Origin of the sequence: Pseudoalteromonas rubra, from assembly GCF_004212645.1 — a bacterium.
GTDB lineage: Bacteria > Pseudomonadota > Gammaproteobacteria > Enterobacterales > Alteromonadaceae > Pseudoalteromonas > Pseudoalteromonas rubra_G.
This window is the reverse complement of the sequence record NZ_PPUZ01000081.1, coordinates 1-25063: the sequence shown is the minus strand read 5'-3', so window position 1 is coordinate 25063 and position 25063 is coordinate 1. Positions and strand designations below refer to the sequence as shown.

The window sequence follows — 25063 nt, the reverse complement described above, 5'->3', positions numbered from 1 at the left end:
TGATTTAGGAAACAACGCCGTATATTTCTCCCAATGGTTTTCTTATTTCCCTTCGGAAGTCTACGGTTCTGTTGAGATTGTACTGAAGTTTGCTTAGTTCAGCAGATACTGCAAGTGCTCGTTGATGTGGTGTCAAAAGGCTGGAAAGAACGACGAATTCATCTGTTTTAAAGTTGGCTCGGAATAGGCTGACTATGTAATAAGCAAGTTCAGTTATTTGATGGTTTTCTGCAGCGACTTCTTTAACCCTCTCCATAACGCCAATTGGTTTTTTATGCTCCTGCCTATATATTCTAGGGAAGTGGTTTTTATTTATTCTTATTGTGTTTCTTTCTATCGTGACATATCCATTGGTCATGGATTCTAGGTATTCTGTTATACTGTTCAATCCACCTTTTGGTAAGTACTTATCTACAAGGCTCTCACCATTGCTTTTTAAGTCGGTTATATTGGAAACAACTGCTCCGTATAGGTAGAAAGAGAGGTGGAATTTTGAAACTTCTTCTTCACCTTCAATGTCTGAAAAATTTAAAAAATCCTTCTTTGTCGATGCTCTAAATAGTAAAACCAGAATTTTTTGAAACTCAACTTTGCCATAAGTCCATTTGTTTAGTTCTTGAGATATTATAAAAATATATGTGCAAATTAGAATTCTTTCCCTTGGGCCAATAATCACCTCTTCTCCATGTCTCAATGCTCTATAGTATACTGCGTTTTTATACTTTTTTCCTTGGTTTTCTTCTTGAACTCCAGTTATTGGTACGGCTATTCCACAATCAATCATGCGATCCACATTTTTATGGAAATAATATTCTTTATTTTCTAGGTTTTTAGGTAGAATGCTTTTTAGTGCAGGAAATGAAATTCCTTTATTTAGTCGGTTTAAAGTGGACTTTGTTTCATCTTCTTTCATTAGGTTTAGAATTGAGTCATCTTCCTGGTAAACCTTTTTTGCTAGCTCAACTTCATACTTTTCATAAAGGTTTTCAAAGGGCTGCTGCAGTAGAAACTTTATTTTATCTTGGCATAAGTGGTTTCTTTCTGTTCCATTCGGTAAAGATATGGAAGATGACGGGAGTGGAATTACCTTTTCATGTTTTTCATTTCCTTTTAGAGGCCTATCTACGTTCTCTGCTATATAGTCTATAGTCTGCAAAATGCTAGGAGGAAAAAGGAAAGCTGTATCATTTATGTTTCTTTGTATAGAGATAACTTTATCTTCTGGAAGTGCAGTGTTTATCTGTTTTTCAAATAGCTTGAGAAGATGTAAAGAGCAGATGTACTGTATGATAAGAAGCTTTCCTTTCGTTGAGCTGACTCCTTTAATAAAGTTCTCACATGGATCTTTTATTCTTGAGTGCAAGTTTTGAAATAGCTTTTCAATATCACTTTTATACATTGGAGGGAATAGGAAAATAGGAACTGCTGTACAATATATTACCATCCCCTCAATTCTACAGTGAAGCCTAATCTTCAGCATGTAATCAGGGGTTATAGTTAAACCTAGTTTGTGCTCAATGAGTTTTTTTTTCTCTTTGCCAGGTATATAAGAAATGGTGAAAACATTTTTGTTAACATGATAAACTGTTGTATCAATAAATTTCCATCCATCTATTTTTACTAAGGCTGAACGTGAAGAAACTCCAACTTTAAATGCTTCACTAATAGCGAAGTCGCTGATATAAGGGTGAGCGGAAGCGATAAAACTACGTACAATTTGAGAGCTGAGCATTGTACATTTCTGATTCTTAAGAGAGGTTCTTGATGGGTGAACATGATCGTCAAAAAGGCATGTGCCTGAATCTAGCTTAAATTTTGAACGCTCTTCAGCAGTATCCTCATTTACAGCTACAACATGAATTTCGACAGACTTAACACAGTGTTTTTGATAAAGCTGATTAGTGACTGTTAGTAAAGTTGTACCTTTTATTATTAAATCATCGACAAGAATCACTCTCTTGTTCGATAGCCAAGATGGGTTGTAGTCTAATACGCGCGAGGATGTAACAGGGCAACTAGGCTTAACTAAGCCCAACTTGTCAAGCATAGAGTATAAGCAAACAGCTTTCCTTGCCATTAAAATCATCACATCACCATCTTTGGACGCTTCATTTAACTGAGCTGCGAATTGTTTGATTCTTTTATAAAATAATGGGTCTGTGAATTGACTAGAAAATGCTTCTTCTAGCGTTTCTGCTTTATTTTCCATAATACTCTTTTATTCCCCTGCTTGTGAGGTTTTTAACATAAATTAAACTTAATATAAACCATATGGTTCCTCAAAGGTCAAGTTTTGCGTTAGTGAAACGTTTGGCTGTCAAAGCTTTGATGGTGTAACTGCACGCCTTCGTTAACTGAAAAGGCTTGATAAAAGATACGATAATAGTGAGGTGAAGCAACCCCGTCGCAAGTTTTGCTCAATTTAAAAATGTATTTATAACAATAGTCTACGTGGCTTTTCGTGGGGCGCGGGATCTCGCTGATCCTGGATATGGCTATCTGGATAATGTCTGCAGTTGTATACTCTTTGATTTTGTCTATCATGTGGTTTTGAGCGAACGAAAAATGACTTGGTTGATTCGATTAGGGATTGGTGGCGCAGTATTGGCTATCTGGCGCGACTAAGTGTTGTTTTGCAGGTATATTTAACAGCATGGTACTCGCCCAGCGGTAACTGAAGGCTATGAGTAATCGATCGATGGTGATTAAGTCTGATTTGACTACATAAAGCAGATGCTAGCGGCCTTAAAAAGTGGCTGTTTAGCCACCTAAAAGAATTGTGTGGATGTAGATGTCCTCGGTAAATGAAGGAAATGAAATGGAATGACAAAAGCAATAAAAACAATTCCTTATACCTTTTTTAGCTTGATTTCTCTGGGAGCACAGGCGAAAGCTGACTGCACAACCAGTTGCCAGCTGAGCAAAGTAAACCAGTATTTTGATGCGCTGGATACAGTCTCGTATAAAGGCTCTACTGTTGCAGATATTGATGCCCTGATTAGCCTGATGCACGACGAGGTTAAATATGAGCATATTGAGTATCAGGCTAATTTTGATAAGCCCGCCTGGCGACGCGCTTTTTTACGCAACCTTGAAAGCGGCCGCTACGATAGTGCAACCAGCCGTGAGATCCGGGTACTACGTACGATCCCGGGTAAAAGCCACATTGCTGTGGAGTATGCCTATGGCGTTAACCAGGCTGATGGTAGCTGGCAACAGCAAGAGCCGATGCTGGCTGTATTTGGTTTTAAAGATGGCAAAATTAGCCTGATCAGAGAGCTGTGGTAGTGATAAGCGGCGTATCCGGAATGACGGATACGCCTGTTGCATGTTTATTACGTCAGATAATCAAAAATCATAACTGATCCCGACATACGCCGTACGCGGCATGCCAGGTTGGATACGGGTTCGGCCAAAGCGCTCCTCGTTTTGCAGCGCATAGGTTTTGTCGGTGAGGTTGGCTATCCGGGCGTGGAGTTTTACGCGCTTATTGAGCCGGTAGTTGGCCTTGAGGTTAAACACTGTATAACCCGAGTAAGTATCGGTATTTTCAACGCTCAGGTAGTAGTCGCCAATGCTTTTGGCTTCCGCAGTTAGCCTGAGTCCCTTGATGGCCTGGCTGTGGTAGTTGAGCCGGAAGTTGGCAACATATTCCGGTGCCATATGCAGGCTGTTACCCGACAAATCTTGTTCCATCGACTCGCCCGTCTCGCGGTGAACCCGCCCTTCATCACGAATATAATGACGGAATTCATGAGCAGACTGGCTGTATGCCAGCGCGGCAGAAAATGCGCGGTTAAACTGGTAGTTCAGGCCAAGCTCAAAGCCTTTATGTCTGACACTGGAAGCATTAACCCGGTAGGAGGCACCCAGATCACTAAATGCCGTAACAATGGCGTCGTCCACATCCATCAGGTAGTAGGCCAGTTCAATCGATAACGCATCCAGATTGGCCTTGTAGCCCAGCTCATAAGTATCGGACGTTTCTTCTTTCAGGCTGCCCAGCTGTGCACTGCTTTGGCGACTTTTGAGATGATACATTTCAGGCGCCGTGGGTAATCGCATTGCATTGGCGAAGCGTGCGTAAACACTGGAGTGTGCGTTAAGCAGATAGTTCAGGCTCAGCTTAGGGCTGAGGTGGCTAAAGGTGTCTTTACGCGAGGCGATGGAGCGATTGCCAAAGCCATCGTCTTTGTATTTCACCAGTGCATTATCAAACTCGTATTCACTGTGGTCAAACCGTGCGCCCAGCGTGTAGCTGAGTGCATCGCTAAAATAGCCGATATGCTGGATGTAAGGTGATACGCTTTTGAAGGTGGTGGTGTCGTCGTAGAACACATGCCCCTGTGGGTAAGTCGCCGCTCCGCGCCCTGTGGTGATGCGGGTGGTGGGTTGAAACGAATAGGTGTCTCCGGACGTATGCTCCAGATCAACACCTAATGTCGTTTGAGCACTGTTTTGGTGAGACCAGCTGGCCAGTGCCAGCAGGCCGAATGTGGTGACTTCTGTTTCTTCTACCGGGAAATTGGGCTGCCAGGTGGCAAGGTGCTCTAATGTGCGATGCCTCGCATAAGGAATGAGGGACACGTTCAGGTTTTTGTCTTCATACCGGTATTCAGTGCTGAGTCGCATATAATCCGTGGTTCTGCGCGGATCCAGATTAATCACTTCTTCGGGCAGGCCTGACTGAGAGGGATCCTGCTCAAACTGCTCAATGCTCAGCGTGGTAAGAATTTGCTGATCAAGGGATGAGGCGATCAGTGAGGTTGTCAGGCTTTGTTTGTCGTCCAGCTGATATTCATGGCGTACATCCAGCTCGGCTTTCTCAACAGCGTTGTGGTCTCGCCAGCCGTCGCTATCCAGGTAGGCCGCCGATACGCGCAATCCACCCTGGTTATCATCCAGCCATGTCGTGCTGCCATTTATCCTTGAATAGCCATGCTCACCCAGCGTCAGGCCGAGCGTGTTTTTATCTGCGCTGACCGGTTTTGACAGTACATTGACTGTGGCTGCAACAGCGCCTGCGCCATGCAGGCTGGTCCCTGCACCACGGAGCACTTCAAGGCGCGACAAACCAATGTTACTGGTGGTCCACCACAGCGCGTTATGGGTATAAAACGCGGCGGATTGCAGTGGGATATTATCCTGTAAATATAAGGTGTAGCCGTCAAAGTTAATCGGCATGCGCACGGCTGCGTTGTGCCCTTGTCCACCCGATAGCTGATTGATCAAAACTCCCGGTATGGTTTGCAATGACTCGGAGATATGCTGCGCATTGTCGTCAGCAATGGTTTGCTCGGATACCTGACCCACACTCAGTGCCAGATCGGTATTGGCTTTGGCTGTACGGGTTGATGTAACCGTGATTTTTTCTATCTGGTCGATACCTGCTGTGTCAGCAGCAACCTGTGCTGAATACGCCTGTAGCAAAGCAAACGTTAACGCAGAAACAGTCAAACCGGGTTTCATGAAGACCTCTTTTTTCGTTCAGGAAGCAGGATGATAATCCTGCCACGCAAAAATGTACAAATTATGCGGTCGGTATACGGTGGTGGCTTATATCGTGATCTTTGCTGAGAGAATAAATCAATTTGGGTACATTGGTAAAATATGTGTTAACTTTCAAGGGTTGACGATGACTTATTGGTGGTGAGCTATGCCCCATACGCCCAATTTTGAAGATATACGCTACTTTATCGAAGTGGCCGGTACGAGAAATTTATCTCGCGCTTCTGAACGCCTGGGGATCACCCAGCCCAGTGTCAGCGCCGCGATGAAACGACTGGAACAGAGTTTTGGTACCGACCTGCTGGTACGGCACAAAAATGGTGTGGCATTGACCAAAGCGGGTGAAGTATTGCAAGAACAGGGACAGCGTTTTATGACTGACTGGAGCCAGCTGAAGTCGAACGTCTACCAGGCAAACGGTGAAATGGCCGGAACCTTCACTCTGGGTTGCCACCCTTCCGTGGCACTCTATACATTGCCTCACATACTTGGGCCTTTAAACACTAAGTACCCTGGTTTGATATTCAATCTGGTCCATGACTTGTCAAGGAAAGTGACAGAGCAAGTGATCAGTAATGAAATCGACTTTGCATTGGTCATCAATCCCGTCAGACACCCTGAGCTGGTGATCCACAGTTTGTTATTTGATAATGTGACACTCTGGTGTGCGCAATCCACGGATGTTACAGAGCGCGAAGCACTGCCTTTGTATTGTGACCCGAATCTCAAACAAACACAGCAATTGCTTAAGTCCCTGCCCGACTTTTCTCATCATCAGATTGCGTCTAACAACCTGGAAGTGATCTCTGCCCTGGTTGCCAGTGGGCTGGGTTTGGGGATTTTACCTGAGCGCGTTGCCAGGCGCGCACCGGCGCCCCTGACAACATATAGTACAAAAATAAAGCCTGTTCCGGATGAGCTGTGCTTTATTTATCGGGCTGATAAGCAAAATCATGCGGTCAGTTCACAGTTACATCGCGAGATTAAACAGCTGCTATCTGATTAGCGCTTATCTTGTCTGTGGCGTTATATTTGGTCACAGTCAATGGCACTGACAACGGCATGTACATCCGGGTTATTTGACAGTTTTTCAAACAGTTCGCCAAAGGTTTCGCCACCTTTGGTGCGTATGGTAACAACCGTGCCATAGTATTGAGTTGTCAGGTCGAATGTATAAGTCATCCCGGCGCGTGTTTGTGTGCCCGGGCTCAGCTCCGTAGACCCTTCTGTGTTGGGGTAGTAATTATCGACGACCAGGTTATCGGCCAGGATTTGATAATTATCGGTATAGCTGTTGCGTCTGTTGAGGGCAATGCCTATTCCACAGTTGCCACCATGCATTTGCGGGTACACTACAAAAAGCTCGGCTGTGTTGGCGTTGTTTTGCAAGGTTGTAAAGTTGCCGCTTCGTTTTATCCAGTCGCCTGCATCTGCGAGTGCTGAAGACGCGGCGACCAGCGTAGTTAAAGACACAGCGCGCAGGGTGTGTTGGATGGTGCTATTCATTGTATAACTCCTGTTTTGTTAGCTCCCCAACTTTAAAAAAGCGAGGCAAATTAATAAAATAGAAGTTATCAATCTGTGTGATAGGCAAACCCAATAGCATCCATGCGTGACTAGTGATTGTGTAACTCACCGGCCAGTTGCTGTGCCTGCGTGATTTCATCCAGCGTCATGCGTTGTTCCAGGTAGTTTCTGGTCCACTCAACGCGACTATATACCTCGCTGTCCTGGCGGGTTTGCAAAAAATAATGACTGTATGCCAGCGCCTGAATATAGTTTTGTCCGCCTGTGTCAGGGTCCAGGTACTGATAGCCACGGATCAACTGTAAGGTCGCTTTCTCCCCTCCCAGCAAAGCGACTTGTTCAGTCACCTGATATTTTTGTGCCGTGAATGCTTTCATGCGAGCAACCTGCTCATCTCTGGTGAGTGTGCTGAAATTCAGTGCCTGATGCACTTCTGCCGGGGCTAGTCGCCATAGTGTATCGGCTGCTTTATCAGAGCCCATTTTGGCTGCATTTATTAGCTTCTGTACATAGTTTTCATCGCGGCTGGTGTTGTTCAGACAGCGTTGATATCTGGTTTTCATGGTTTCGATTATCTCGTGCACTTCATCGCGAGATAATGCCTCTTCAAGCCATTGATTGAATGCTTGGTCGTTACGCGGAACGTTGCGACACTGGCGTATTTTCATGGCTTGTTTAAACTGTGTTTCAGCTGACTTGGCCTGCACCTGCTCGGGTTGCTGGTGTGTCGTGCTGACCATTTTATTCTTCAGGTCCGGATGCTGAACGTGTGTGACAATGGAATCTGCACCTTTGATATTCTCGGTGTCATTCTGCTCTTTTGGGTAAAAGAGCTGTGCACAAATAAAAAGACACAGGCCTGTCAGTATGCCAATAAGAGTACTACGCATAAAAAGGGTACCTGTTGATTAAAGGTGCCGCTTCATGGAGGCGGCGCCCGAGATTAAAATCCGTTTTTAAGAGTCTGGTCCCGGTCCACCACTTTGCCTTGATGGATCACGGCGTGAATTTTTTGGGTATTCTGAATATCCTCTATCGGCGAGGCATCGAGGATCACAAAGCTGCCTGAGCACCGGTTTGCAGTGTGTTATCAATGCCTAAAAAGGAGCCCGAGCGTGTGGTAGCAGCGGCCAGTGCTTGCCAGTTTGTCATGCCAGCCTGAGTGAATTTCAATATTTCTCTGTGCACAGAGTAACCCTGAATAGTGCCGTAGTTACCGGCGTCAGTGCCCACTAAAACGGTAACACCGGCTTTGACCAGTGCGGCCAGGTTAGCGGTTCTTTGCGCATCCTGTTTGCGCCATTTGGCCTCCCGGTCACCCCACTTCTTCATGGTTTCTTCGCTCTGGTAACCTGCAATGATGGCTGGGGTGGTCATGGCTTGCAGCAGCTCTGGGGCGATCACTGTCTTGTCGAACAGAAAATCCGTCAAATCGGTGTGAACTGTCATGGTGGGGATCACCACCATCTTTGCATTGGCTATTTTATCTGCCAGCCCTGTTGGGATGGGGGTACCGGGAATGTGTGTAAAGGCAGTGGCGCCTACTTCGAGGGCATCTCTGACCTCCTGCCAGGTTTTAAGGTGAACAATGGTCTTGATCCCCAACTGCTTACTTTGCTGGACGATGGCTGCAAAGGTGGCCTTATCAATGGAAGGTTGATCGTCACTGGGCTGATATACCACTTTAATCACGTCCGGCTTGGCTTTAGCCAGGCTTTGCACCTGAGTGATTGCCTCTTCAGGGGTCGACATAGTGCGTGTTTTCAGGCCGTACTCTGTACAGTGGCCTTTTGGTGCGGTCAGACAAGATAAGCTGCTGTAAATATCGGCACCTAAAAATGCGCCGGCTCTTTGTTGTTGCCGCGCGTTTATAAGGCCTTGCTCGTGGCCAAATAAGTCTACAAAACCTGTCACACCTGCATACAGCACGCGTTGAGCGATTTTTTCAGTACCGGCAAAGTCTGATTTGGCATGGGGTGCCCGATTGCCAAACGCATGAACATGCATGTCGATCAGCCCTGGAATGAGCCAGCGATTATTTAGATCCAGAGTCTGACCTTTAAAGTTGGCTGGTGGCGCAGAGTATTCAGCGGCTATCTTGCCTTCTTTTACCAGCACCGCACCGCGGCGGATCGTTTGCTGGTCGACATCGACAATCTGCACCTGAGTGAGCAGCAGTGCGTCTGGTGAAGCGGCTGGCGTTTCACTCGCAGGACTGAACTGTGCCACCGAAAGCATGGTGAGTGCGGCTGAGAGCTTTGTTATTTTTGTTTTCATTAGCTGGTTCCTTGAGCTGGGCGTGTTTTGAAATTGCCTTATTTTCAAGCCCTTAGTTTGCCTATATAAACACATTAGTGCAATGCAAAGAGCTCTAGGCTGCAGATTGTAAAGGGGGTTTACGCCAAAGTCAGCGCGTTCCCGGGCCAGCATAATGCGCTTATCTCACGTTTTCTTGTAGTGGATGAAAAACATGAATATTTAACTGTTTTATATACAGTATTTTGTGATTTACTGTGCGTCTATGATTGCCGATGAGCCGGTATTTTACGAAAAATTGGGATACCGATTGGTTGCCCCAAAGAGCCAGGGTATGACCAAGAAGTTGCAGTCTCAAAAATAAGTTAAGGGTGACTATAAAGCGATGAAAGCCGAGGGGGTTCAGTTTGTGCGTGAACCCGCGACACAAGACTATGGCACGGTAGCCGTATTTGAGGACGTGTATGGAAATTTGTGGGATCTTATCCAGTACAGCGATGACCACCTGATGTCTCGCAGGGGCTGCTAGCATCCATAGTCACATGGCGAGGCCGGGGTGAGCAACAGATACTTACTGATGAATTTTCCTAAATAGAGTACACTCAAGCACTTATCCAGTGTCATATCTTTTGGGGTCATATAACAATGATAAAAGTGGATTACGCTCAGTATACTCTGGCAGAACTCGAGGAAGCTAAGCTGCAAACAACCCCCGATTCGCAAAATTACCCTGCCCTGATGGCAGAGCTTAGTGCCCGACAGGCAAAGACAAGCTCGTGCGAACAACAGCAGGAAAATTCGGTATTTAATAGTGCCGAAATGCGGGTGAAATTTATAGGGTACATGCAGTTACTGGCTGTGCTGGTGATGACGGTTGGCCTGTTTGTTGGCCCCTTTGTGTCGTGGTGGTCACTCATTACCCTGCCCTTTATCATGCTCAGTGCGGCGGCGGGTTACACCGCTATCAGTGAGCAGGTAAGGTGGTACTGGCTATCCATACTGAATCAGGGGTTACAGATTGTTAGCTTCTCTTTTGGGGGATTTAACTATAAATATACAGGGCTGGGCGCGATCCAAATTGGCCTTACCTGGCTAAAAGAGTTCGAGCTGTCTTTTGGCATTTTGCTCTCTTCGACGGTTCGCGTTACGGGGCATTCAGACGCGCTTGCAGAGAATGCTGTTCACATCGATGTGCTTGCTTTGGTGTTTATTGTTGCTCTGCTCACCCTGAAAAAGCGTCAGCCATAGCCCTGTTTCAAGTTCTAACGTGGCCGCTCGGCCACGCTCTAACCGTCCTCTTTATATCTAAATAGTCTTTCTTATTCTTATTGTGAATATGTGATAATATATCTTAATTGTGTTGTGTGAGCTGTTGCCAGTAAACATTGTGGTGTACGCAGCTTGTTGATTAAGAAAGGTAAATAGATGTTATTTGAGTTAGAAACCTATACCCGCCACGCTAAGTGGCTGGGCCTGGCCGCCATTGGTGTCTCTGTGCTTGCCTGGACGGTGGAGTTAATGGGCGCCGTTTATGTTTGTCCGTACTGCCGTGTACAGCGTACTGTGATTGGCCTGCTCGGCCTGATTTTATTCTCGGGGGCGGCACGCCACTGGCTGGGTAAGTATGCCGCGCTGGTCATGGGATTCTTTGGCGCAGTTGTGGCCGCCAATCAGCACTTTATGGGCTGGAAAAAGATTTCGGCTGGTAAGTTTGCATTCAATGATACTCTGATCATTGACCCTTTCCTGCTGTCGGGCCTGGCAATGACGGCAATAATAGGCTTAGTCTGGTTAGTCACCCGGCAAGAAAAGTGATTGTGTCTGGCGTCATTGTGTTTACTATGAATCGCAGTAATGTGATTTGACCGAATGTGCTGGCACAGCTGTTAAGGTGTCAGCATGTTTGCTTTTAGGAGACACGATGCAGTATGACATGTACATTGTAGATGCCTTTACCCAGGCACAATTTAAAGGCAATTCAGCTGCGGTGGTCCCGGTTACGCAATGGCCAAAAGACGCAACAATGCAGCACATCGCGGCTGAAAACAACCTCTCCGAAACTGCTTTTATCCGCTCGGTAGAGAGCGCTCAGGGCGACCACTTTGAGATCCGCTGGTTTTCTCCGCTGACAGAAATTGATTTTTGTGGTCATGCGACGCTCGCGGCGTCGTTTGTGATTTTTAATCACTTAGGCGTGCAGGGAGAAATTACCTTTGTCACTCGTGAGGTGGGCCGGTTAACGGTTAATCAGCTGACCGATCAGCGGATTGAGATGAGTTTTCCCAATCAAAAACCTGAGCCCATCGCCGAGGTCCCCGACGCTTTACTGCAGGGGTTGTCTGAGCAGCCTGTACAGGTGCTCAAGAATCGACAAGCTTACTTTGCGGTGTTTGATAACGCGGCGGTGGTTGAACAGCTGACTTACCACAGCGATGTACTTAAACAACTCGCCCCGTTTGACGTGGTGGTAACCGCGCCTTCAGAACAATACGATTTCATTTCCCGCTATTTCTGGCCAGCCAACGGCGGCGATGAAGATCCGGTAACCGGTTCCATTCACGCTGGATTGACTCCTTACTGGGCTGAGCGCCTCGGTCGCAATGAACTGGTGGCCTACCAGGCGTCGCAGCGCGGTGGGGTGTTGCATTGTCAGGTGGGGGAAGAGCGAGTGCTGGTTTCCGGGTTTGGTGTGTTGTATTTGCAGGGTACGATTTTTATCGCGGATTAAGCAAAGCCCGAAACGTCGCGCTTCGGGCTTTGTTGTTTTTAAGCCGGTTTTTCATCCTTAATAACAGCGACCAGCAATGCCGGTAAAAAGGTCAGGCTGAGCAGCGTTGAAACCAGAATACCGCTGAGTACGATAATACCTACCCCACGGTACAATTCTGTGCCCTCTCCGGGGATCAGCACCAGAGGCGCCAGACCAAAAATGGTGGTGGTGGTTGACATCAGTATTGGTCGTAGGCGTTTTGCCACAGCCTGCTGAACGGCTTCTTTGACCTTTAACCCCTGCTCCATCACGTAACGGCGAGTCTGATCCACAATCAGGATTGGGTTATTAACCACAGTACCCAGTAGGATCAAAAAGCCCAGCATAGTGATCATGTCAAACGGCTGATGGAAGGCACTGAGCCCCATTGCCGATAAGGCACTGTTGATGCCATTCACGGTCACCAGCCCTAGCAAACCACCGGCCATACCCAGCGGCACGGTTGCCAGAATAAACAACGGGTAACGCCAGTGGGTAAAAATCGCCACCAACAGCAGGTAGCTCAGCACCAGTGCTATCACAAAGTTGCCAGACAGCGACGACTTAGTGGCCTCCAGCTGATCTGCCGCGCCACTGATGTTGACCTTAATGCCCTGGGCAATTTTGCCTTGCTGCCAGAGATTAGGTAACAGCTGCTGACGGACTATCTGCTCGGCCGTTTCCAGTGCAACGTCTCTGGGCGGAATGATATAAACAGTAACCGTTCGGTTACCATCAACGCGGCGCACTGAGTTACTGTTTTTACTTTCAACCAGATCGGCCAGCGCATTGAGCGGCAGTATTTGCCCGTTAGGCGTGATGATAGGCGTGGTAGACAGCTGCTCTATGGTCTGGCGATTGCCTGCGCCACTGAACAGGAACATGTCGATTTTGTCATCGTTCAGGATAAACTCGTCTACGTACGCGCCATCACTCATAGCAGCCACCGCGTAACCGAAATCCCGGTTGTCGAGGTTAAGCTCTGCCAGTCGTGCCCAGCGAGGCTGGATCTCAATCAGTGGCTGGTCGAGTGTCAGCGATCTGGGGTCTGAGTTGATCTGGGGCTTATCAAAAAGCTTATCAGCCTCTGCATACACAGCTTCCGCCGCACTGTACAGATCGGTGATATTCGCACCGGCAATATCGACCGCCACGGCACGTGTTCCGCCATCGTTGCTGGAAATAATTGAACCACGCGCAGAGAATGCACGCATACCTTCATAGCTTCTGAACTTGTCTGTGATGGCATTCATCATCTGATTAATATGCTCCGGCTCGACCGGGGCACTTAAGAACCAGATCCGCCCAACCGACACCGACATGGCATAGTATTCCAGCGGTGGCATATCCGTTTTACCAGCTAAAAAGTCGCTGTTGTCGGCCTGTACATAACCATCAAAATAGGCGCGCAACTCGGTGCCAATCTTCTCCATTTCGGTCAAGTTATAATTGGGCGGCGCTATCATCATAGAGAAGGCTTTGGGTTCCTCCCCTTCCGGCAGGTATTCGGCGGCAGGCATTAACGTCGCAGCCAGGCCCATAATAACCACAATAAACGCGGCACTGGCAATGCGTGCCTGAGTGGTGGTGCGGGTAAACAGCTGTGATAACTTCAGCCAGTAAGTGCCTAGTTCCACTTGACGCTTTTCTTCCAGATCCTGTTTTTTGCCGAAATTAGCCAGCGCTACGGGCACGACAAAAATGGCCACAAGCATAGAGGCGATGATGGCACCAGAAATGGCAATGGCAATATCTGAGTAGAGCTGGCCGGCTTCCTGCTGCACAAATAAAATCGGGGCGAACACCAGGACTGTGGTGGCGGTTGATGCCAGTACTGCGGGCCAGACTTCCTTTACGCCATTGATGGCGGCTAAGCGTCGGCTGACTCCTTCACGTTTGGCCTGAACAATAGACTCCAGTACCACTATGGTGTTATCCACTGTCATGCCGATGGCAAAGGCAACCCCTGCCAGCGAGATCACATTGATGGTGCGGCCAAAGCTCATCAGCGCAAAGAATGCGGCTATGGTACATAACGGGATCCCCATCACGCCAACCAGGGTCGCACGGCCTGAGCGCAGGAAGAAATACATGACCAAAGTGGCCAGCAGTGCGCCCAGCGCCAGGTTGGTCCAGACGTTCTCTAGCGAGCTTTTTACATAGCGCACATCGTCGCTGAGCAGGGTCAGCTCCAGGCCGTTTTGTGCCAGTAATTGTTGATTAATTTCTTCAACCACAGGCAGCATTTGTTCTTTGATATCGAGTACATTTGAGCCGCTTTCGCGACGTACCGACAGGCGTAAAGTGCGCTCCCCGTTTGAATAAGACACGCCGCGTGTTTCGAAGTGATCCAGAGTGACGCTGGCCACATCTTTGAGCAGAACATTGGCGTTGCCATCACGCTTGATGATGAGGTTTTCCAGTTCGTTGAGTTGCTCAAAACGGCCAATCACACGCAACAGGTAGCGGCTTTCACCACTTTCGATATCACCCCCTGAGGTATCACGGTTACGGTCGCGGATCACAGTTCTGACATCGCTCAGGCTAATGCCTCGCTGGGCGAGGCGTGCGGCATCGACCTTGATTTGGATCTGCCGTTGTGCACCACCGCCAATGCCCACCTCAGAGACTCCGGAGACGCTCTCCATACGAGGGCGAATATAATCTTCGGCATAATCTCGCAGCAAGTCCATGTCCAGTTGTAATGGGTTACCCGGCTGGGGTTTTAGCAGGAAAAACATAAAAGCGTTGCTGGAGAATGAGCTGGAAAACAGCCGCGGCTGGTCGACGTTTTCCGGATAAGCGGGCACCTGACTGAGCGCATTGTTGACCCGGATCAGGGCGTCGTTGACCTCAACGCCGAAGGGGAACTCCAGCTCTATGGTGGCCTCGCCCATTTCGGCAAATGAGATCATACGTTGCAGGTTTGGCAAACTGCGCAGGTAGCGCTCCTGTTCAATCAGGATCTCTTTTTCTACATCCTGTGGGGTGGCACCGGGCCAGCCGGTTTGCACCGTAATGGTTCTGACTTCCAGGTCCGGGATCATCTGTACGGGAATGTTCAGCGCTGATACCAGGCCCAAAATGGTGGTGATCAGCACCACCACGGCCACTAAGGTGCCGCGTTTTACCGCTGATTCTATCATTGTAAGTTACCTGCCCTGGCGCTTATCTGAAGTTGTGTGCCTTCCTTTAACAGCTCAATACCGGTGGTGATCACCGGCTCATTTCCTGTCAGGCCGGTCACGGCAACATAGTCTGGTCGTGTAGCAGTGACGGTTACCATCATACGTTTGGCTGTGTTGTTATCGGCAATAAATACGCTGCTACCACCGTCCGGGTGCTGTTTAACTGCCTTTTTAGGGATCCACACAGCCCCATCTTGTGCGCTCAACAGCAGATCGGCCTGGGCCGACATACCTGGAGTAAATTGCGCATGCACCGCCATGGAATCGGTAAAATCTATATGAGCGGTAAAGGTGCGGCTGGACGGGTCGGTCACAGCAACGATGCGACTGATCTGTGCCTTGATGGGCTTAGCTGCATTGATATCGGGCGTAACCATAACAGGCAGGTTGGGCGTTGAGCGCAACAGAGGGAAGTACTCCTGCGGCACATTGACCACAATCCGCAAGTCCGACTCAGCAACCAGGGTAAAGAGTGAATTGCCCGGTGTGACCCACTCGCCCATGTCCACAGTGCGTTGCCCGATGACGCCTGTAAAGGGGGCATACAGTGTGTGACGATTGAGTTTTTCCTGGGCTAAAGCGACCAGAGCGCGTTGTTTTATCAGTTCAGCTTTGGCATTGGCCAGCGCTGCGGTGCGCTCACCAATCAGCGTTTGCGCCACGCTCTGCTTTTTAGACAGGGCTTCCACCTCATCTAACAGTCGCTGGGCTTCATCAACCGAGATTTTTGCCGCCTGAGCACCGGCTCTGGCCTGGGCCAGATTTAATTCGGCCAGTGTGGCGTCGAGTTTGAGTAAAGGCGCCCCTTTGTTGACGGTATCACCGGCATCAACAAGTAGAGTTTGCACCAGACCCGACTCCTGACTGGCCAGCTGTGCATGGTGCCTGGCCTCTACTGAGCCGCTGAGTGTCATCACCCTGGGTTGCTTTGTCGCACTGGGGGTGTAAACCTCAACTTGTGTGGTTTGTGCTGTGCCCGTGTTGCTATAAAACAACACGGTGGTGATCAGCATAACGCTTGCGATAACGCGTGCGGTAATCTGCATATGAGCCTCTAATGATAATAGTTTTCATTTAATTCTATGGATCTTTTGACCATCAAGCATGCGATTTGCGATTAAACATGCGTTTTTTGCTATTTATGGTTTACCAGGTGATCGCTGAACCATCATAACTATAGAATCCGCCGCTATCTGATGCCTGTTTACTCTGGATCAGGTCAATCAGGCTCTGTGCCACAAAATCGGCAGTAAATAGTTTGCCGGGCGGCACGTTTTTTTGAAACGGCACAGACAAGGCGGTGTCTGTGGTGCCCGGATGAAACGCCAGTACACAGCAGTTTGGCAATTTGTAGCGCCATTCAATACTGATGGTTTTGAGCGCCATATTGAGTGCGGCTTTTGCACTACGGTAGCTTATCCACCCACCCAGCTGGTTATCAGAAATACTGCCAATACGTGCAGACAGGGCAACAAAATAAGTCGTCTGTTTGGCCTTGAGTGCTTTGGCAAAGTGTTTAGCCAGCAACAGTGTTGGCAGGGTGTTGGCTTTGAGGTTTTCGTTAAAAAAGTCGGGATCAAATTCCTGAATGGATTTTTCCGGCAGTTTGTCTGGGGTATGCAGCAGCCCTGTTGCATTGATCAGCATATCGATATTTGGCAGTTGTTTTGCTAAAGCGCGAACATCATCTTCCCGGCTTGCGTCAATCTGCACCCAGTGGACATGGTCGAGCTCAATGTTGGGCTTTGTGGTGCGATATGTTGCGTAAATTTGGGCCTTGGGTTGTTCACTGGCAAAACGCTTTACAAGTGCCTGTCCGATGCCGCCTGAGCCGCCTACAATTAAAATGATCACCTGCTTTCCTCTGCTGTGGTTGTGCTTTCATTCTTTTGTTAAACGGGTCATCCGGGCAATTGGATCTGCCGGATGAGATCGGGTTTTTACTAACTTGGCGCTGCGGCATCATCGAATAGTCCCCGAAACGTAACAGATCGCTATTTTACTAACTTAATGAGATTTCGGATCGCGCATTAACTAACTGTATCATCATCCAGATCAAGGTATTACTAACTGAACCCCACTTAGATCATACTTTTACTAACTATAAGGGGGTGATGGCAGACTTTGGCGAAAAGACCGCCATTTTTGACGGTTGTGGCCAGGTTTTGCGCGCAAAAATAACTGGTGGATAGTGCCACTGGGAAGGTTAGATCATATTTTTACTAACTAGATTGTCAGAAGGATCGAAACAGAGATCAGCAATTTACTAACTCTAGCTATGCTCAGATCGTGTTTTTACCAACTGATATGGCTTTTCACCCCTATGAGATCATCATTTTACTAACTTGAGCAAGGTACAGTGCGGCTCAGATCGGGTTTTTTACTAAGGGATGGGTTTATCTGAGTGTAAAATAGGCCGAAAACACGGGGGGATTTATAAGCAACTTGGTAATTTTTTGCTCTGTCGGAGCTCAGGGAATAGTGGGTGATTAATGGTAAGTTTATGATATTAAATATAAAAGTGAGGCTGAAATTAAATCAGCCCCATTTTATAGTCAGTGCGTTTACAGGGTGGATAATACTATTGCAAGTAGCGTTGCTGCAGGAAGTAGGTAAAATAATGATCTCACCCAGCGTGGCCGCAAAGCGAGCATCACCGCCAGTAGCAGCACTGCAAGTGCCATCTGGCCGCAGAACATCAGGCTGCCATAGCCAACAGCCTGGCTGATATTCAGCCCAAGGGTTAGTAAAAGCATGATCCAGGCTGTGATCAGATAGCGCTGACTAAGTGTCTGATCAGGCCGGGTACCAAACACCGCCTTGTAGTGTGGCGTTTTAGCCAGCGCGAACGCCGTAAAGCTGCCCAGGCACAGCAAGGTCGCAATCAGATACATCATGCTGCACGCTCCGTGCGTGCGCGCTGTGGTCCGGTTTGCTGTGCAGGCTGAAGCTTGTTGCTTTGCCAAAAGAACACGGCTGCGGCCAACAAAGCGAGTATATCGAACATGAACAAGGCCCACTGACCTTTGCTTGCGTAACTGATCAAGTTGCCTTGTGTGGTCAGCGCATTACACAGCGGCAACAGCAGCCAGGCCAGTGCATTGACCAGTGCCAGGGTGCGCCAGCCTTGCTGGCTGCGCCATTTGGCGGCGAACAGGGCGGTAGCGGCCCAGGTCAGGAAAAACGCCAGTACTTCCTGATCGGCACGGCCGCTGTGACCGACGGGCAGTAGTCGATTGGCATAAAAGAAAGCCGCGGTAGCCAGCGGCAGTCCCATGATGGCAGCTAGATTAAGAGACTCGACCAGCTTAAGGCCAAAACTGGCTGACTGAGTGGGCTTTTGACGCTCGCGGATCCGTTTGGCCCACATTACGCAACCTGTGGCTATCATAGCGCAGCCCGCCAGACCACAGAGGAAGTATAGCCAGCGTAAGCCCACAGAGGCCAGGCGGCCGGTATGCATGGCAATCATGCCGCCATACAATTGCGCCGCAGCGCTGTCTTCCAGGTGCACTGTGTTCAGCAGCTCGCCCGTTTTACCAGAGTAGAGCCACACGGCCTGCTCGTCTTTAATCTCACTGCGGTTAGCACCGTAGATTTTCATTACCGCCGCTGCATCCTGGGGATGATCTATGATGATGCGCGAAATGGGTTGCTCTGGCCAGTTAGTAAAAAAGTGATCCAGGGATTGCGCGAACGCTGGTGTGCTCAACGTCTCATGACTCTGCTGGGGGCGCTGCCGCTCCGGATAGAATTCTTTTCTGAATTCCTTTACTCCACCTTCATAGACAGTTTGTGCCGGGTAGGGAAAAAGCGTGAATATCAGTGTGATCAAACCGGTATAGGTGATCATCAGGTGAAACGGTAAGGCCAGTACTGAGCTCAGGTTATGGCCGTCCAGCCAGCTGCGGCTGCCTTTGCCAGTTCTGAACTGGAACATATCCTTAAAAATGCGTTTGTGGATCACGATGCCGGAGATCAGCGCAACCAGCATAAACAGGCTCGCCAGACAGACTATCCAGCGCGCGGTTGTGCGGTCTATATAGTGCAGATCAAAGTGCAGCCGGTAAAAGAAACTGCCTCCTTTGGTTTCCCTCGTTGTTATGGGAGCTTTGCTGTCGGCGGCCAGATTATGATTCACCCAGCTGGCTTTTTCTCCTGGCTGGGCATAGGGCAGATGCGAAACACGCAGCAGAGGATTGCGCTCGGACGGCAAACTGATCCACCACCGTGCAGCATCTGGCGCCTCAGTTTTTAAGCGGTTAAAGCCATAATCGAGCAAGTCTTGTTGTGAGCTTTGCACCGTCATGCTGTGTTGATGCAATTCAGGTTTGCTCCATAGAGTAATTTCCTGGCGGAAAAAGCTCAGTGTTCCGGCAAAGAAGACTAGCCATAACAACCAGCAAAACAACAGCCCAACCCAAGTGTGTAGCCAGGTCATGGAACGGAAAAAACTGTCTTTCATTGTTATCCTCTTAAAATCAGGAGCAGCATAAATTGCAATGTAGCAAGCAGCAGTAATCCGCCGCAGAGGAAGCGAAGGGACTTTATTGCAAATACGGCGATAAATATAAGGCAGTGAATGAGCACACTCAGGCACACACTGAATAACACAGCATCAACTTTGGAAACAGGAAGCAGCAAGCTCATCAGGCTGATAGATAGCGCAGTGAGTGCATACCCTCCGAAAATAGCCATTGCAAACCGGGCAACGACATTCAGTCGGTAAGCTGTAAAGTAAGCAAAGTAAGACGATAGCGGCATACTTGTTCTTTGATCAAAAATAGGGAGGCGAATTATCACTGAATCGCGCTATAAATAACAGTAATTATCATTAGCAAATGCGTTAAATATACAAATAATAATGCCAAAAGGAATATCAAATTCCGCTCGGATTGAGCCCTGAATACTTTATGAACTTACTTTGGCCCTCTTTTATTCGAGTGCAGCCTGATATACTGGCAAGGTCCTGTGAGGTTGCGAGGAAATAGTCTTGGATATTATTGAGCGTGTGCGGCAATGTACTGTGTGCCGGGGGAACCTACCTTTTGAGCCCAGGCCCGTGATCCAGGGGCTACCCACAGCAAAAATTCTGATCGCCGGACAGGCACCCAGCCTGAGCGTACAAAAAACGGGTATACCATTTAATGATGCCAGCGGCAGACGACTCAGAGAGTGGTTAGGCGTGACTGAGGATCAGTTTTACGATCCGGCCTTGTTTGCCATTGTTCCTATGGCTTTTTGCTACCCGGGTAAGGGAAAATCTGGCGATTTACCGCCCCCTAAAATCTGTGCTCAGACATGGCGTGCACCGCTGCTGGCGGCATTTGATCAAATTGAATTGACCATTTTGATTGGCCAATATGCGCAAAGCTATCATTTGGCCGATTTTGTGAGTGTGTCGCAGGCGGTGACCGACTGGAAAGCGGGTTTACCCGGGCAAATCGCATTGCCCCACCCCAGTCCGCGTAACCAATTATGGGTACGAAAACGGCCCTGGTTTGAGGCCGAAGTGTTACCCGCATTAAGGGCCAGAGTTCGGGATGTTTTAGGATATCTCGAATAGGCTAAACCCAGTGTTTACAGGCTGCTCGGGTCGCAAATGTAAACTTTTAGAAAATGAATTAACTCATATGGGTTGCTATTTGGTACTGTATAGCTCATAATTTGGCGTGAGTTAGAATTACAAATTTTAACAATTACATTCAAAGGATTTGAACATGTTATATCGAATTTCGGGTTGGTCAGCTATCGTTGTTTCTTTGCTGGCGCTCTACCCAAGCTATCAAACTGGCGCACTGTCCGTTATCGGATTCTACCTTGCTCTATTCGCACTGCTTCTCTCCTCTTTCGCCAGCCATACCGGCAATTTGATTTACTATCGCAGCGTATTTGTCTTTTCTGTGTTAAACGTGTTTTTTGTTAATGACGGCACGTGCGTGATGTTATTGGCCGAGAATAATGACTGGGTGTATATCGGTTCTATGTACGGTATCTTTATTGTTATCAGCAGTATTTGTGGCTTTTTGGTCAACAAAGACAGCTTTTTGATGAATATGGCTCCCAAGGTTAAACGCGTACGGTAACGTATACGGTAACGCATACAATAATATCGCACTACGATGATCAATGCCGTTTGCGAGTTTACAAAGTAAGCGTGGGCTTATACACTTGTGGCGGTTTTTAAAACAGTTTTAGCTGATAATGCAAAATCGCAGGAGCGATAAGTCGTGTTTGTAGTGAATATCACGTACGCCGTTGCGCTGGAAGAAATTGATGCACATTTGCCTGCGCACATTCAGTTTTTGCAGCAGTATTATCAGCAAGGTGTGTTTTTAGCATCCGGCAGAAAGGTCCCCAGAACCGGGGGCATGATTTTCGCTACCGCAAAAAATCAAGCTGAATTAGAAGCCATTCTACATAACGACCCTTTTTACCTCGCCGGACTGGCGAACTACGAGATCACAGAAATTGAAGTAAGCAAGACTGCCAGTGGTTTATCACAACTGCTAACCCTTTGAATCAGCAATGATGTATTGCTGAACAAAACCTATAATTGGGCGTTCATTAGAGCGCGCATTGACGGTGGTATAGCAAAGTGGCCACGCGCCAGTTTTGATGCTTTGATATCAATTCAGCTTACATTCCTTTTACTGCTTTGCATGATATCGCTATGGCTTGTTCTGCCATTCTTATTTTGACTGCGCTTTGGTTACTTTGTCTTAATACCAATTTGCCGCAATCCATCGGATTGCTACAAACGGAGAACATTATGGCCAGACTAAATAACAAAATAGCCCTGATCACAGGCGCTGCACGTGGTATTGGTGCCGCAGTTGCAACTTGCTTTATTGAGCAAGGTGCAACCGTCATTATCACAGATAAAAACACGGAAGCTGCAACACAGCTGTGCGACAAGCTTGGAGAAAATGCCCATTTCCATCCACTGGATGTGTCGCAAGAAACACATTGGCAACAGGCAGAAGCCTTTGTAAAAGCGCAATTTGGTCGGCTTGATATTTTGGTTAACAACGCCGGGATAACGGGGTTTTTGGAAGCAGCCGGTCCGCATGACCCTGAACATCTGGATTTAGAGAGCTGGCATACTGTGCAACGCACCAATAGTGACGGCGTAGCATTAGGCTGCAAATATGGGATCCGGCTAATGAAAGCGTCGGCTGCGGCCAGTATTGTTAATATCTCTTCTCGTTCAGGGCTGGTGGGGATCCCGGCAGCCGCCGCTTACGCTGCGAGTAAAGCGGCCGTGCGCAATCACAGTAAATCAGTTGCTTTGTATTGTGCGCAGCAAAACTACCCGATCCGATGTAACTCAGTACATCCCGGGGCCATTCTCACGCCCATGTGGGATGCCATGTTAGGTGAAGGCGCAGCCCGCGAAGCGGCCATTGCCGGTATTGCGGCCGATATCCCGCTTGGTCACATGGGCAATGCCAGTGATGTCGCTTATGCCGTGTTATATCTGGCTTCCGATGAGTCTGCCTATGTAACGGGTATTGAACTGAACGTAGATGGCGGGATACTGGCGGGCAGCAGCGCAGCGCCTAAATCAAGTTAAGCTAAGTCAAACCAGGCCGGTATATTCAGGATACCGGCTTTTGTCTGGCGAATTAGTTTGCTAAGCTCAAACCAGCAGATGTTGCAATCACAAGGAGTTTGAGCCTATGTATTGGGGTTTAATTGTTGTTTTTATTGTGCTGGCCTTTTGGTTACACAATCGCTATAGCTCGAGTTCTGAGGATTATCCCGCACTGGAAACCGATCCCAATGATCCCTTGCTGCTCCAGGCTGTAGCAGATGCTAAAGCGTCATTAGATGAATTCAAATCCCTGTATCGTCAGTTTCCCAAAGATGCCTTCGTAAAACTCTACTTTGAAAGCGACTGCGGCGTGTCAGAGCATCTTGGCGCGCACGTTGAGGGGATCAAAGGCGATGAACTCAGCGTCTTTTTGGTGACCCCACCTGTGACACATCAGGGCAAGCTGGCGCACAACTACACCTGCCAATTCGATGACATTGAAGATTGGCAGATCACGGATAAGGACGGCAACATTTACGGCGGCTTCACCCAGCGTGCCATGTTTGCCATTGCTGAACGTGAGGGCGTAGAACTGCCCCGCGAATTACAAGAAATGCAGGGCAAGTATGTTTAACTAAGCGAGCTTGGTTTTACACTTCAGATAGTGATGGCAGAGCCAAGTTTATTTTGCTTATCTGCACAGCCGAAGTGACTAAGGCTGCTTGGCAAACGCCCTGAGTTCATCACCTGTCAGGCGATAGATGATCCACTCGTCCTGTGGTTTTGCACCTATGCTGTTGTAAAAATCGATTGCGGGTTTGTTCCAGTCGAGCACCACCCATTCAAAGCGACCACAGTCTTTTTCAATGGCCAGCTGAGCAAGAAATTTCATTAGCGCTTTTCCTGCACCCTGCCCGCGCTGATCCTGGGCAACATACAAATCTTCCAGATACAGGCCATATTTGCCAAGCCAGGTAGAATAATTAAAGAAATACACGGCAAAACCAATGGCCTCGCCATCTTGCTCGCAGATCAGGGCGTGAGCGCGTACATCATCGCCAAACAGTTTTTGTTCGATGTCAGAAACGGTATTAAGCACAGCATCTGGTTCTTTTTCATAGACTGCTAGCTCATTGATAAAATGCAATATAGTGGCTGCATCGCTCTTCTGAGCGTGACGTATGGTAATACTCATCGACAATTTAATTCCTAAAGTTGACATGTTTGTTACCCAGTGTAAGCTCATTTTATTAATGAATAAAGTGCATAGAATGCACTTACTAAATGCATAAAATTAATGAGTAAACTACCAAATCTGGATCTTAACCTGTTAAAACTGTTCGCGGCTTTGTATGAGAATAGCTCGGTGACACAGACCGCCGAGCAGCTTAACCTGAGCCAGTCTGCCTGTAGTCATGCACTGACCCGGCTGCGGGAACGTCTGGGTGATGAGTTGTTTGTGCGGGTCAACAATCGAATGCTGGCGACAGCACATGCGCATCGACTCGCGCAAACTGTGCTACCTGCATTGCAGATGCTGGAACGTGGGTTGCAAGAAGCCAGGCCTTTCGATCCGAGTGAACCACAGACTCTGACGATAGCCACAACGGATTATACCGCCTGGTGCCTACGGCCTTTTATCAGCCAACTTATTGGCAAGTACAAAAATCTGCATGTCCGCTTTGTTCAATTGGAGGAGCGCATTGCAGAGCAGGCACTTGAAGATGGTAGCTTGGATCTGGTGTGTGGCTTTGCCCATCAACAGGAGTTTTCAGAAGGCCTGATGCAGCTCAACTGGTTTGAGGATGCTTACGTGACTGCCCGCTGCCAGTCTCATCCATGTAGACAAGAGCTCACATTGAGCACTTTTGTGGCTTATTCTCATATTTTGATAGCCCCATGGAATGAGCGTCGGGGGGTCGTTGATAAAGCCTTAGCCAAGCTCAAAAAGGTCAGAACCATTGCTGTGGCCACTCCACATGTGCTGGTAGCGCCAACGCTATTACCACAGAGCAATATGTTGCTGACCATGCCCAGGCATTATGCCCTGCAGGTGTGTGACAGGTTAAACCTTCAGTTACAGCCGCCACCGCTTTCGGTACCTAATTATCAGCTTAAACTATACTGGCATCGGACGCGCAAGAACGATCCTAAGATTGGTTGGTTTGTTGCTCAGTTCAGAGATTTCCATCAGCTTGACGATTAATACCAATTTCACTCAATACCTGTTCAATTTGAAGGAGCAAATATGACGCTAACAGCGTTAAAAATCTCTCATTTAGAACAACTAAACAGCAA

23 protein-coding genes and 2 pseudogenes are annotated in these 25063 nt (G+C 48.1%); 13 read left to right on the top strand and 12 right to left on the bottom strand.

Features of this window, described 5'->3' with window-relative positions:
• Window positions 1-4: 4 nt before the first annotated feature.
• Window positions 5-2209 (bottom strand): phosphoribosyltransferase, encoded by a 2205-nt coding sequence (locus C3B51_RS21190; protein WP_130246314.1) that lies wholly within the window; start codon window positions 2207-2209, stop codon window positions 5-7.
• A gap of 614 nt (window positions 2210-2823) precedes the next feature.
• On the opposite strand from C3B51_RS21190, the gene C3B51_RS21185 reads away from it, so the two are divergent.
• Window positions 2824-3288, top strand: a complete 465-nt coding sequence (locus tag C3B51_RS21185) for a nuclear transport factor 2 family protein (protein WP_240701942.1) — start codon at window positions 2824-2826, stop codon at window positions 3286-3288.
• Between the two features lie 60 nt (window positions 3289-3348).
• Here the strand turns inward: C3B51_RS21185 and C3B51_RS21180 are convergent, their stop codons facing one another.
• On the bottom strand, window positions 3349-5469 hold the full coding sequence (locus tag C3B51_RS21180) for a TonB-dependent receptor (protein ID WP_130246313.1): 2121 nt from the start codon (window positions 5467-5469) through the stop codon (window positions 3349-3351).
• Between the two features lie 187 nt (window positions 5470-5656).
• On the opposite strand from C3B51_RS21180, the gene C3B51_RS21175 reads away from it, so the two are divergent.
• Window positions 5657-6514: a LysR family transcriptional regulator gene (locus C3B51_RS21175; protein WP_125719794.1), complete on the top strand. Its 858-nt coding sequence runs from the start codon at window positions 5657-5659 to the stop codon at window positions 6512-6514.
• A 20-nt stretch (window positions 6515-6534) separates the two neighbouring features.
• Here C3B51_RS21175 and C3B51_RS21170 read toward each other — a convergent pair whose 3' ends face one another.
• The 3 genes from C3B51_RS21170 to C3B51_RS21160 form a co-directional block, all read right to left on the bottom strand.
• Complete coding sequence (locus C3B51_RS21170) at window positions 6535-7014, bottom strand: hypothetical protein (RefSeq protein ID WP_130246312.1); 480 nt, start codon at window positions 7012-7014, stop codon at window positions 6535-6537.
• 110 nt (window positions 7015-7124) lie between these two features.
• The gene (locus tag C3B51_RS21165; protein WP_125719790.1) at window positions 7125-7925 is read right to left on the bottom strand and encodes a hypothetical protein; all 801 of its coding nucleotides are present in this window, start codon (window positions 7923-7925) and stop codon (window positions 7125-7127) included.
• 163 nt (window positions 7926-8088) lie between these two features.
• The gene (locus C3B51_RS21160; protein WP_165389216.1) at window positions 8089-9312 is read right to left on the bottom strand and encodes an amidohydrolase family protein; all 1224 of its coding nucleotides are present in this window, start codon (window positions 9310-9312) and stop codon (window positions 8089-8091) included.
• A 241-nt stretch (window positions 9313-9553) separates the two neighbouring features.
• Here C3B51_RS21160 and C3B51_RS24150 point away from each other — a divergent pair.
• The 5 genes and pseudogenes from C3B51_RS24150 to C3B51_RS21140 form a co-directional block, all read left to right on the top strand.
• Window positions 9554-9655 (top strand): annotated as a pseudogene (locus C3B51_RS24150) (GNAT family N-acetyltransferase); the annotation flags it as partial.
• Between the two features lie 9 nt (window positions 9656-9664).
• Window positions 9665-9820: pseudogene (locus C3B51_RS24010) on the top strand (VOC family protein); the annotation flags it as partial.
• Between the two features lie 116 nt (window positions 9821-9936).
• Window positions 9937-10539 carry a hypothetical protein gene (locus C3B51_RS21150; protein ID WP_130246310.1) on the top strand — a complete coding sequence of 201 codons (603 nt, stop codon included), beginning with the start codon at window positions 9937-9939 and terminating at the stop codon, window positions 10537-10539.
• Window positions 10540-10716: 177 nt separating this feature from the next.
• On the top strand, window positions 10717-11106 hold the full coding sequence (locus C3B51_RS21145; RefSeq protein WP_046006308.1) for a disulfide bond formation protein B: 390 nt from the start codon (window positions 10717-10719) through the stop codon (window positions 11104-11106).
• 106 nt (window positions 11107-11212) lie between these two features.
• Window positions 11213-12019 carry a PhzF family phenazine biosynthesis protein gene (locus tag C3B51_RS21140; RefSeq protein ID WP_130246309.1) on the top strand — a complete coding sequence of 269 codons (807 nt, stop codon included), beginning with the start codon at window positions 11213-11215 and terminating at the stop codon, window positions 12017-12019.
• A gap of 38 nt (window positions 12020-12057) precedes the next feature.
• Here C3B51_RS21140 and C3B51_RS21135 read toward each other — a convergent pair whose 3' ends face one another.
• The 6 genes from C3B51_RS21135 to C3B51_RS21110 form a co-directional block, all read right to left on the bottom strand.
• Window positions 12058-15186: an efflux RND transporter permease subunit gene (locus tag C3B51_RS21135; protein ID WP_125781198.1), complete on the bottom strand. Its 3129-nt coding sequence runs from the start codon at window positions 15184-15186 to the stop codon at window positions 12058-12060.
• Window positions 15183-16274: an efflux RND transporter periplasmic adaptor subunit gene (locus C3B51_RS21130; protein ID WP_130246308.1), complete on the bottom strand. Its 1092-nt coding sequence runs from the start codon at window positions 16272-16274 to the stop codon at window positions 15183-15185. Before C3B51_RS21130 ends, C3B51_RS21135 begins: the two co-directional genes overlap by 4 nt.
• A gap of 100 nt (window positions 16275-16374) precedes the next feature.
• Window positions 16375-17082: an SDR family oxidoreductase gene (locus tag C3B51_RS21125; RefSeq protein WP_130246307.1), complete on the bottom strand. Its 708-nt coding sequence runs from the start codon at window positions 17080-17082 to the stop codon at window positions 16375-16377.
• 710 nt (window positions 17083-17792) lie between these two features.
• Window positions 17793-18125 carry a DUF3325 domain-containing protein gene (locus C3B51_RS21120; RefSeq protein WP_125719774.1) on the bottom strand — a complete coding sequence of 111 codons (333 nt, stop codon included), beginning with the start codon at window positions 18123-18125 and terminating at the stop codon, window positions 17793-17795.
• Window positions 18122-19693, bottom strand: coding sequence for a PepSY-associated TM helix domain-containing protein (locus tag C3B51_RS21115; RefSeq protein ID WP_130246306.1), 1572 nt, complete (start codon window positions 19691-19693; stop codon window positions 18122-18124). The genes C3B51_RS21120 and C3B51_RS21115 overlap by 4 nt, the downstream gene beginning before the upstream one ends.
• A gap of 2 nt (window positions 19694-19695) precedes the next feature.
• Window positions 19696-19992, bottom strand: a complete 297-nt coding sequence (locus C3B51_RS21110; RefSeq protein ID WP_125719770.1) for a hypothetical protein — start codon at window positions 19990-19992, stop codon at window positions 19696-19698.
• A 229-nt stretch (window positions 19993-20221) separates the two neighbouring features.
• Here C3B51_RS21110 and C3B51_RS21105 point away from each other — a divergent pair, with 229 nt between their 5' ends.
• The 5 genes from C3B51_RS21105 to C3B51_RS21085 all read left to right on the top strand — a co-directional run bounded on the left by C3B51_RS21105 (window position 20222) and on the right by C3B51_RS21085 (window position 23399).
• Window positions 20222-20794 (top strand): uracil-DNA glycosylase family protein, encoded by a 573-nt coding sequence (locus tag C3B51_RS21105; protein WP_130246305.1) that lies wholly within the window; start codon window positions 20222-20224, stop codon window positions 20792-20794.
• 154 nt (window positions 20795-20948) lie between these two features.
• On the top strand, window positions 20949-21314 hold the full coding sequence (locus C3B51_RS21100; protein ID WP_125719766.1) for a hypothetical protein: 366 nt from the start codon (window positions 20949-20951) through the stop codon (window positions 21312-21314).
• Window positions 21315-21458: 144 nt separating this feature from the next.
• Entirely contained in the window at window positions 21459-21749 is a 291-nt protein-coding gene (locus C3B51_RS21095; RefSeq protein ID WP_130246304.1) for a YciI family protein, read from the top strand.
• A 251-nt stretch (window positions 21750-22000) separates the two neighbouring features.
• Entirely contained in the window at window positions 22001-22804 is an 804-nt protein-coding gene (locus tag C3B51_RS21090; protein ID WP_125719762.1) for an SDR family oxidoreductase, read from the top strand.
• Between the two features lie 106 nt (window positions 22805-22910).
• On the top strand, window positions 22911-23399 hold the full coding sequence (locus C3B51_RS21085; RefSeq protein ID WP_046006297.1) for a DUF2314 domain-containing protein: 489 nt from the start codon (window positions 22911-22913) through the stop codon (window positions 23397-23399).
• A gap of 78 nt (window positions 23400-23477) precedes the next feature.
• Here C3B51_RS21085 and C3B51_RS21080 read toward each other — a convergent pair whose 3' ends face one another.
• Window positions 23478-23960, bottom strand: coding sequence for a GNAT family N-acetyltransferase (locus C3B51_RS21080; protein ID WP_046006296.1), 483 nt, complete (start codon window positions 23958-23960; stop codon window positions 23478-23480).
• A gap of 102 nt (window positions 23961-24062) precedes the next feature.
• On the opposite strand from C3B51_RS21080, the gene C3B51_RS21075 reads away from it, so the two are divergent.
• Entirely contained in the window at window positions 24063-24971 is a 909-nt protein-coding gene (locus C3B51_RS21075) for a LysR family transcriptional regulator (RefSeq protein WP_130246303.1), read from the top strand.
• The last annotated feature ends 92 nt before the right edge of the window (window positions 24972-25063 follow it).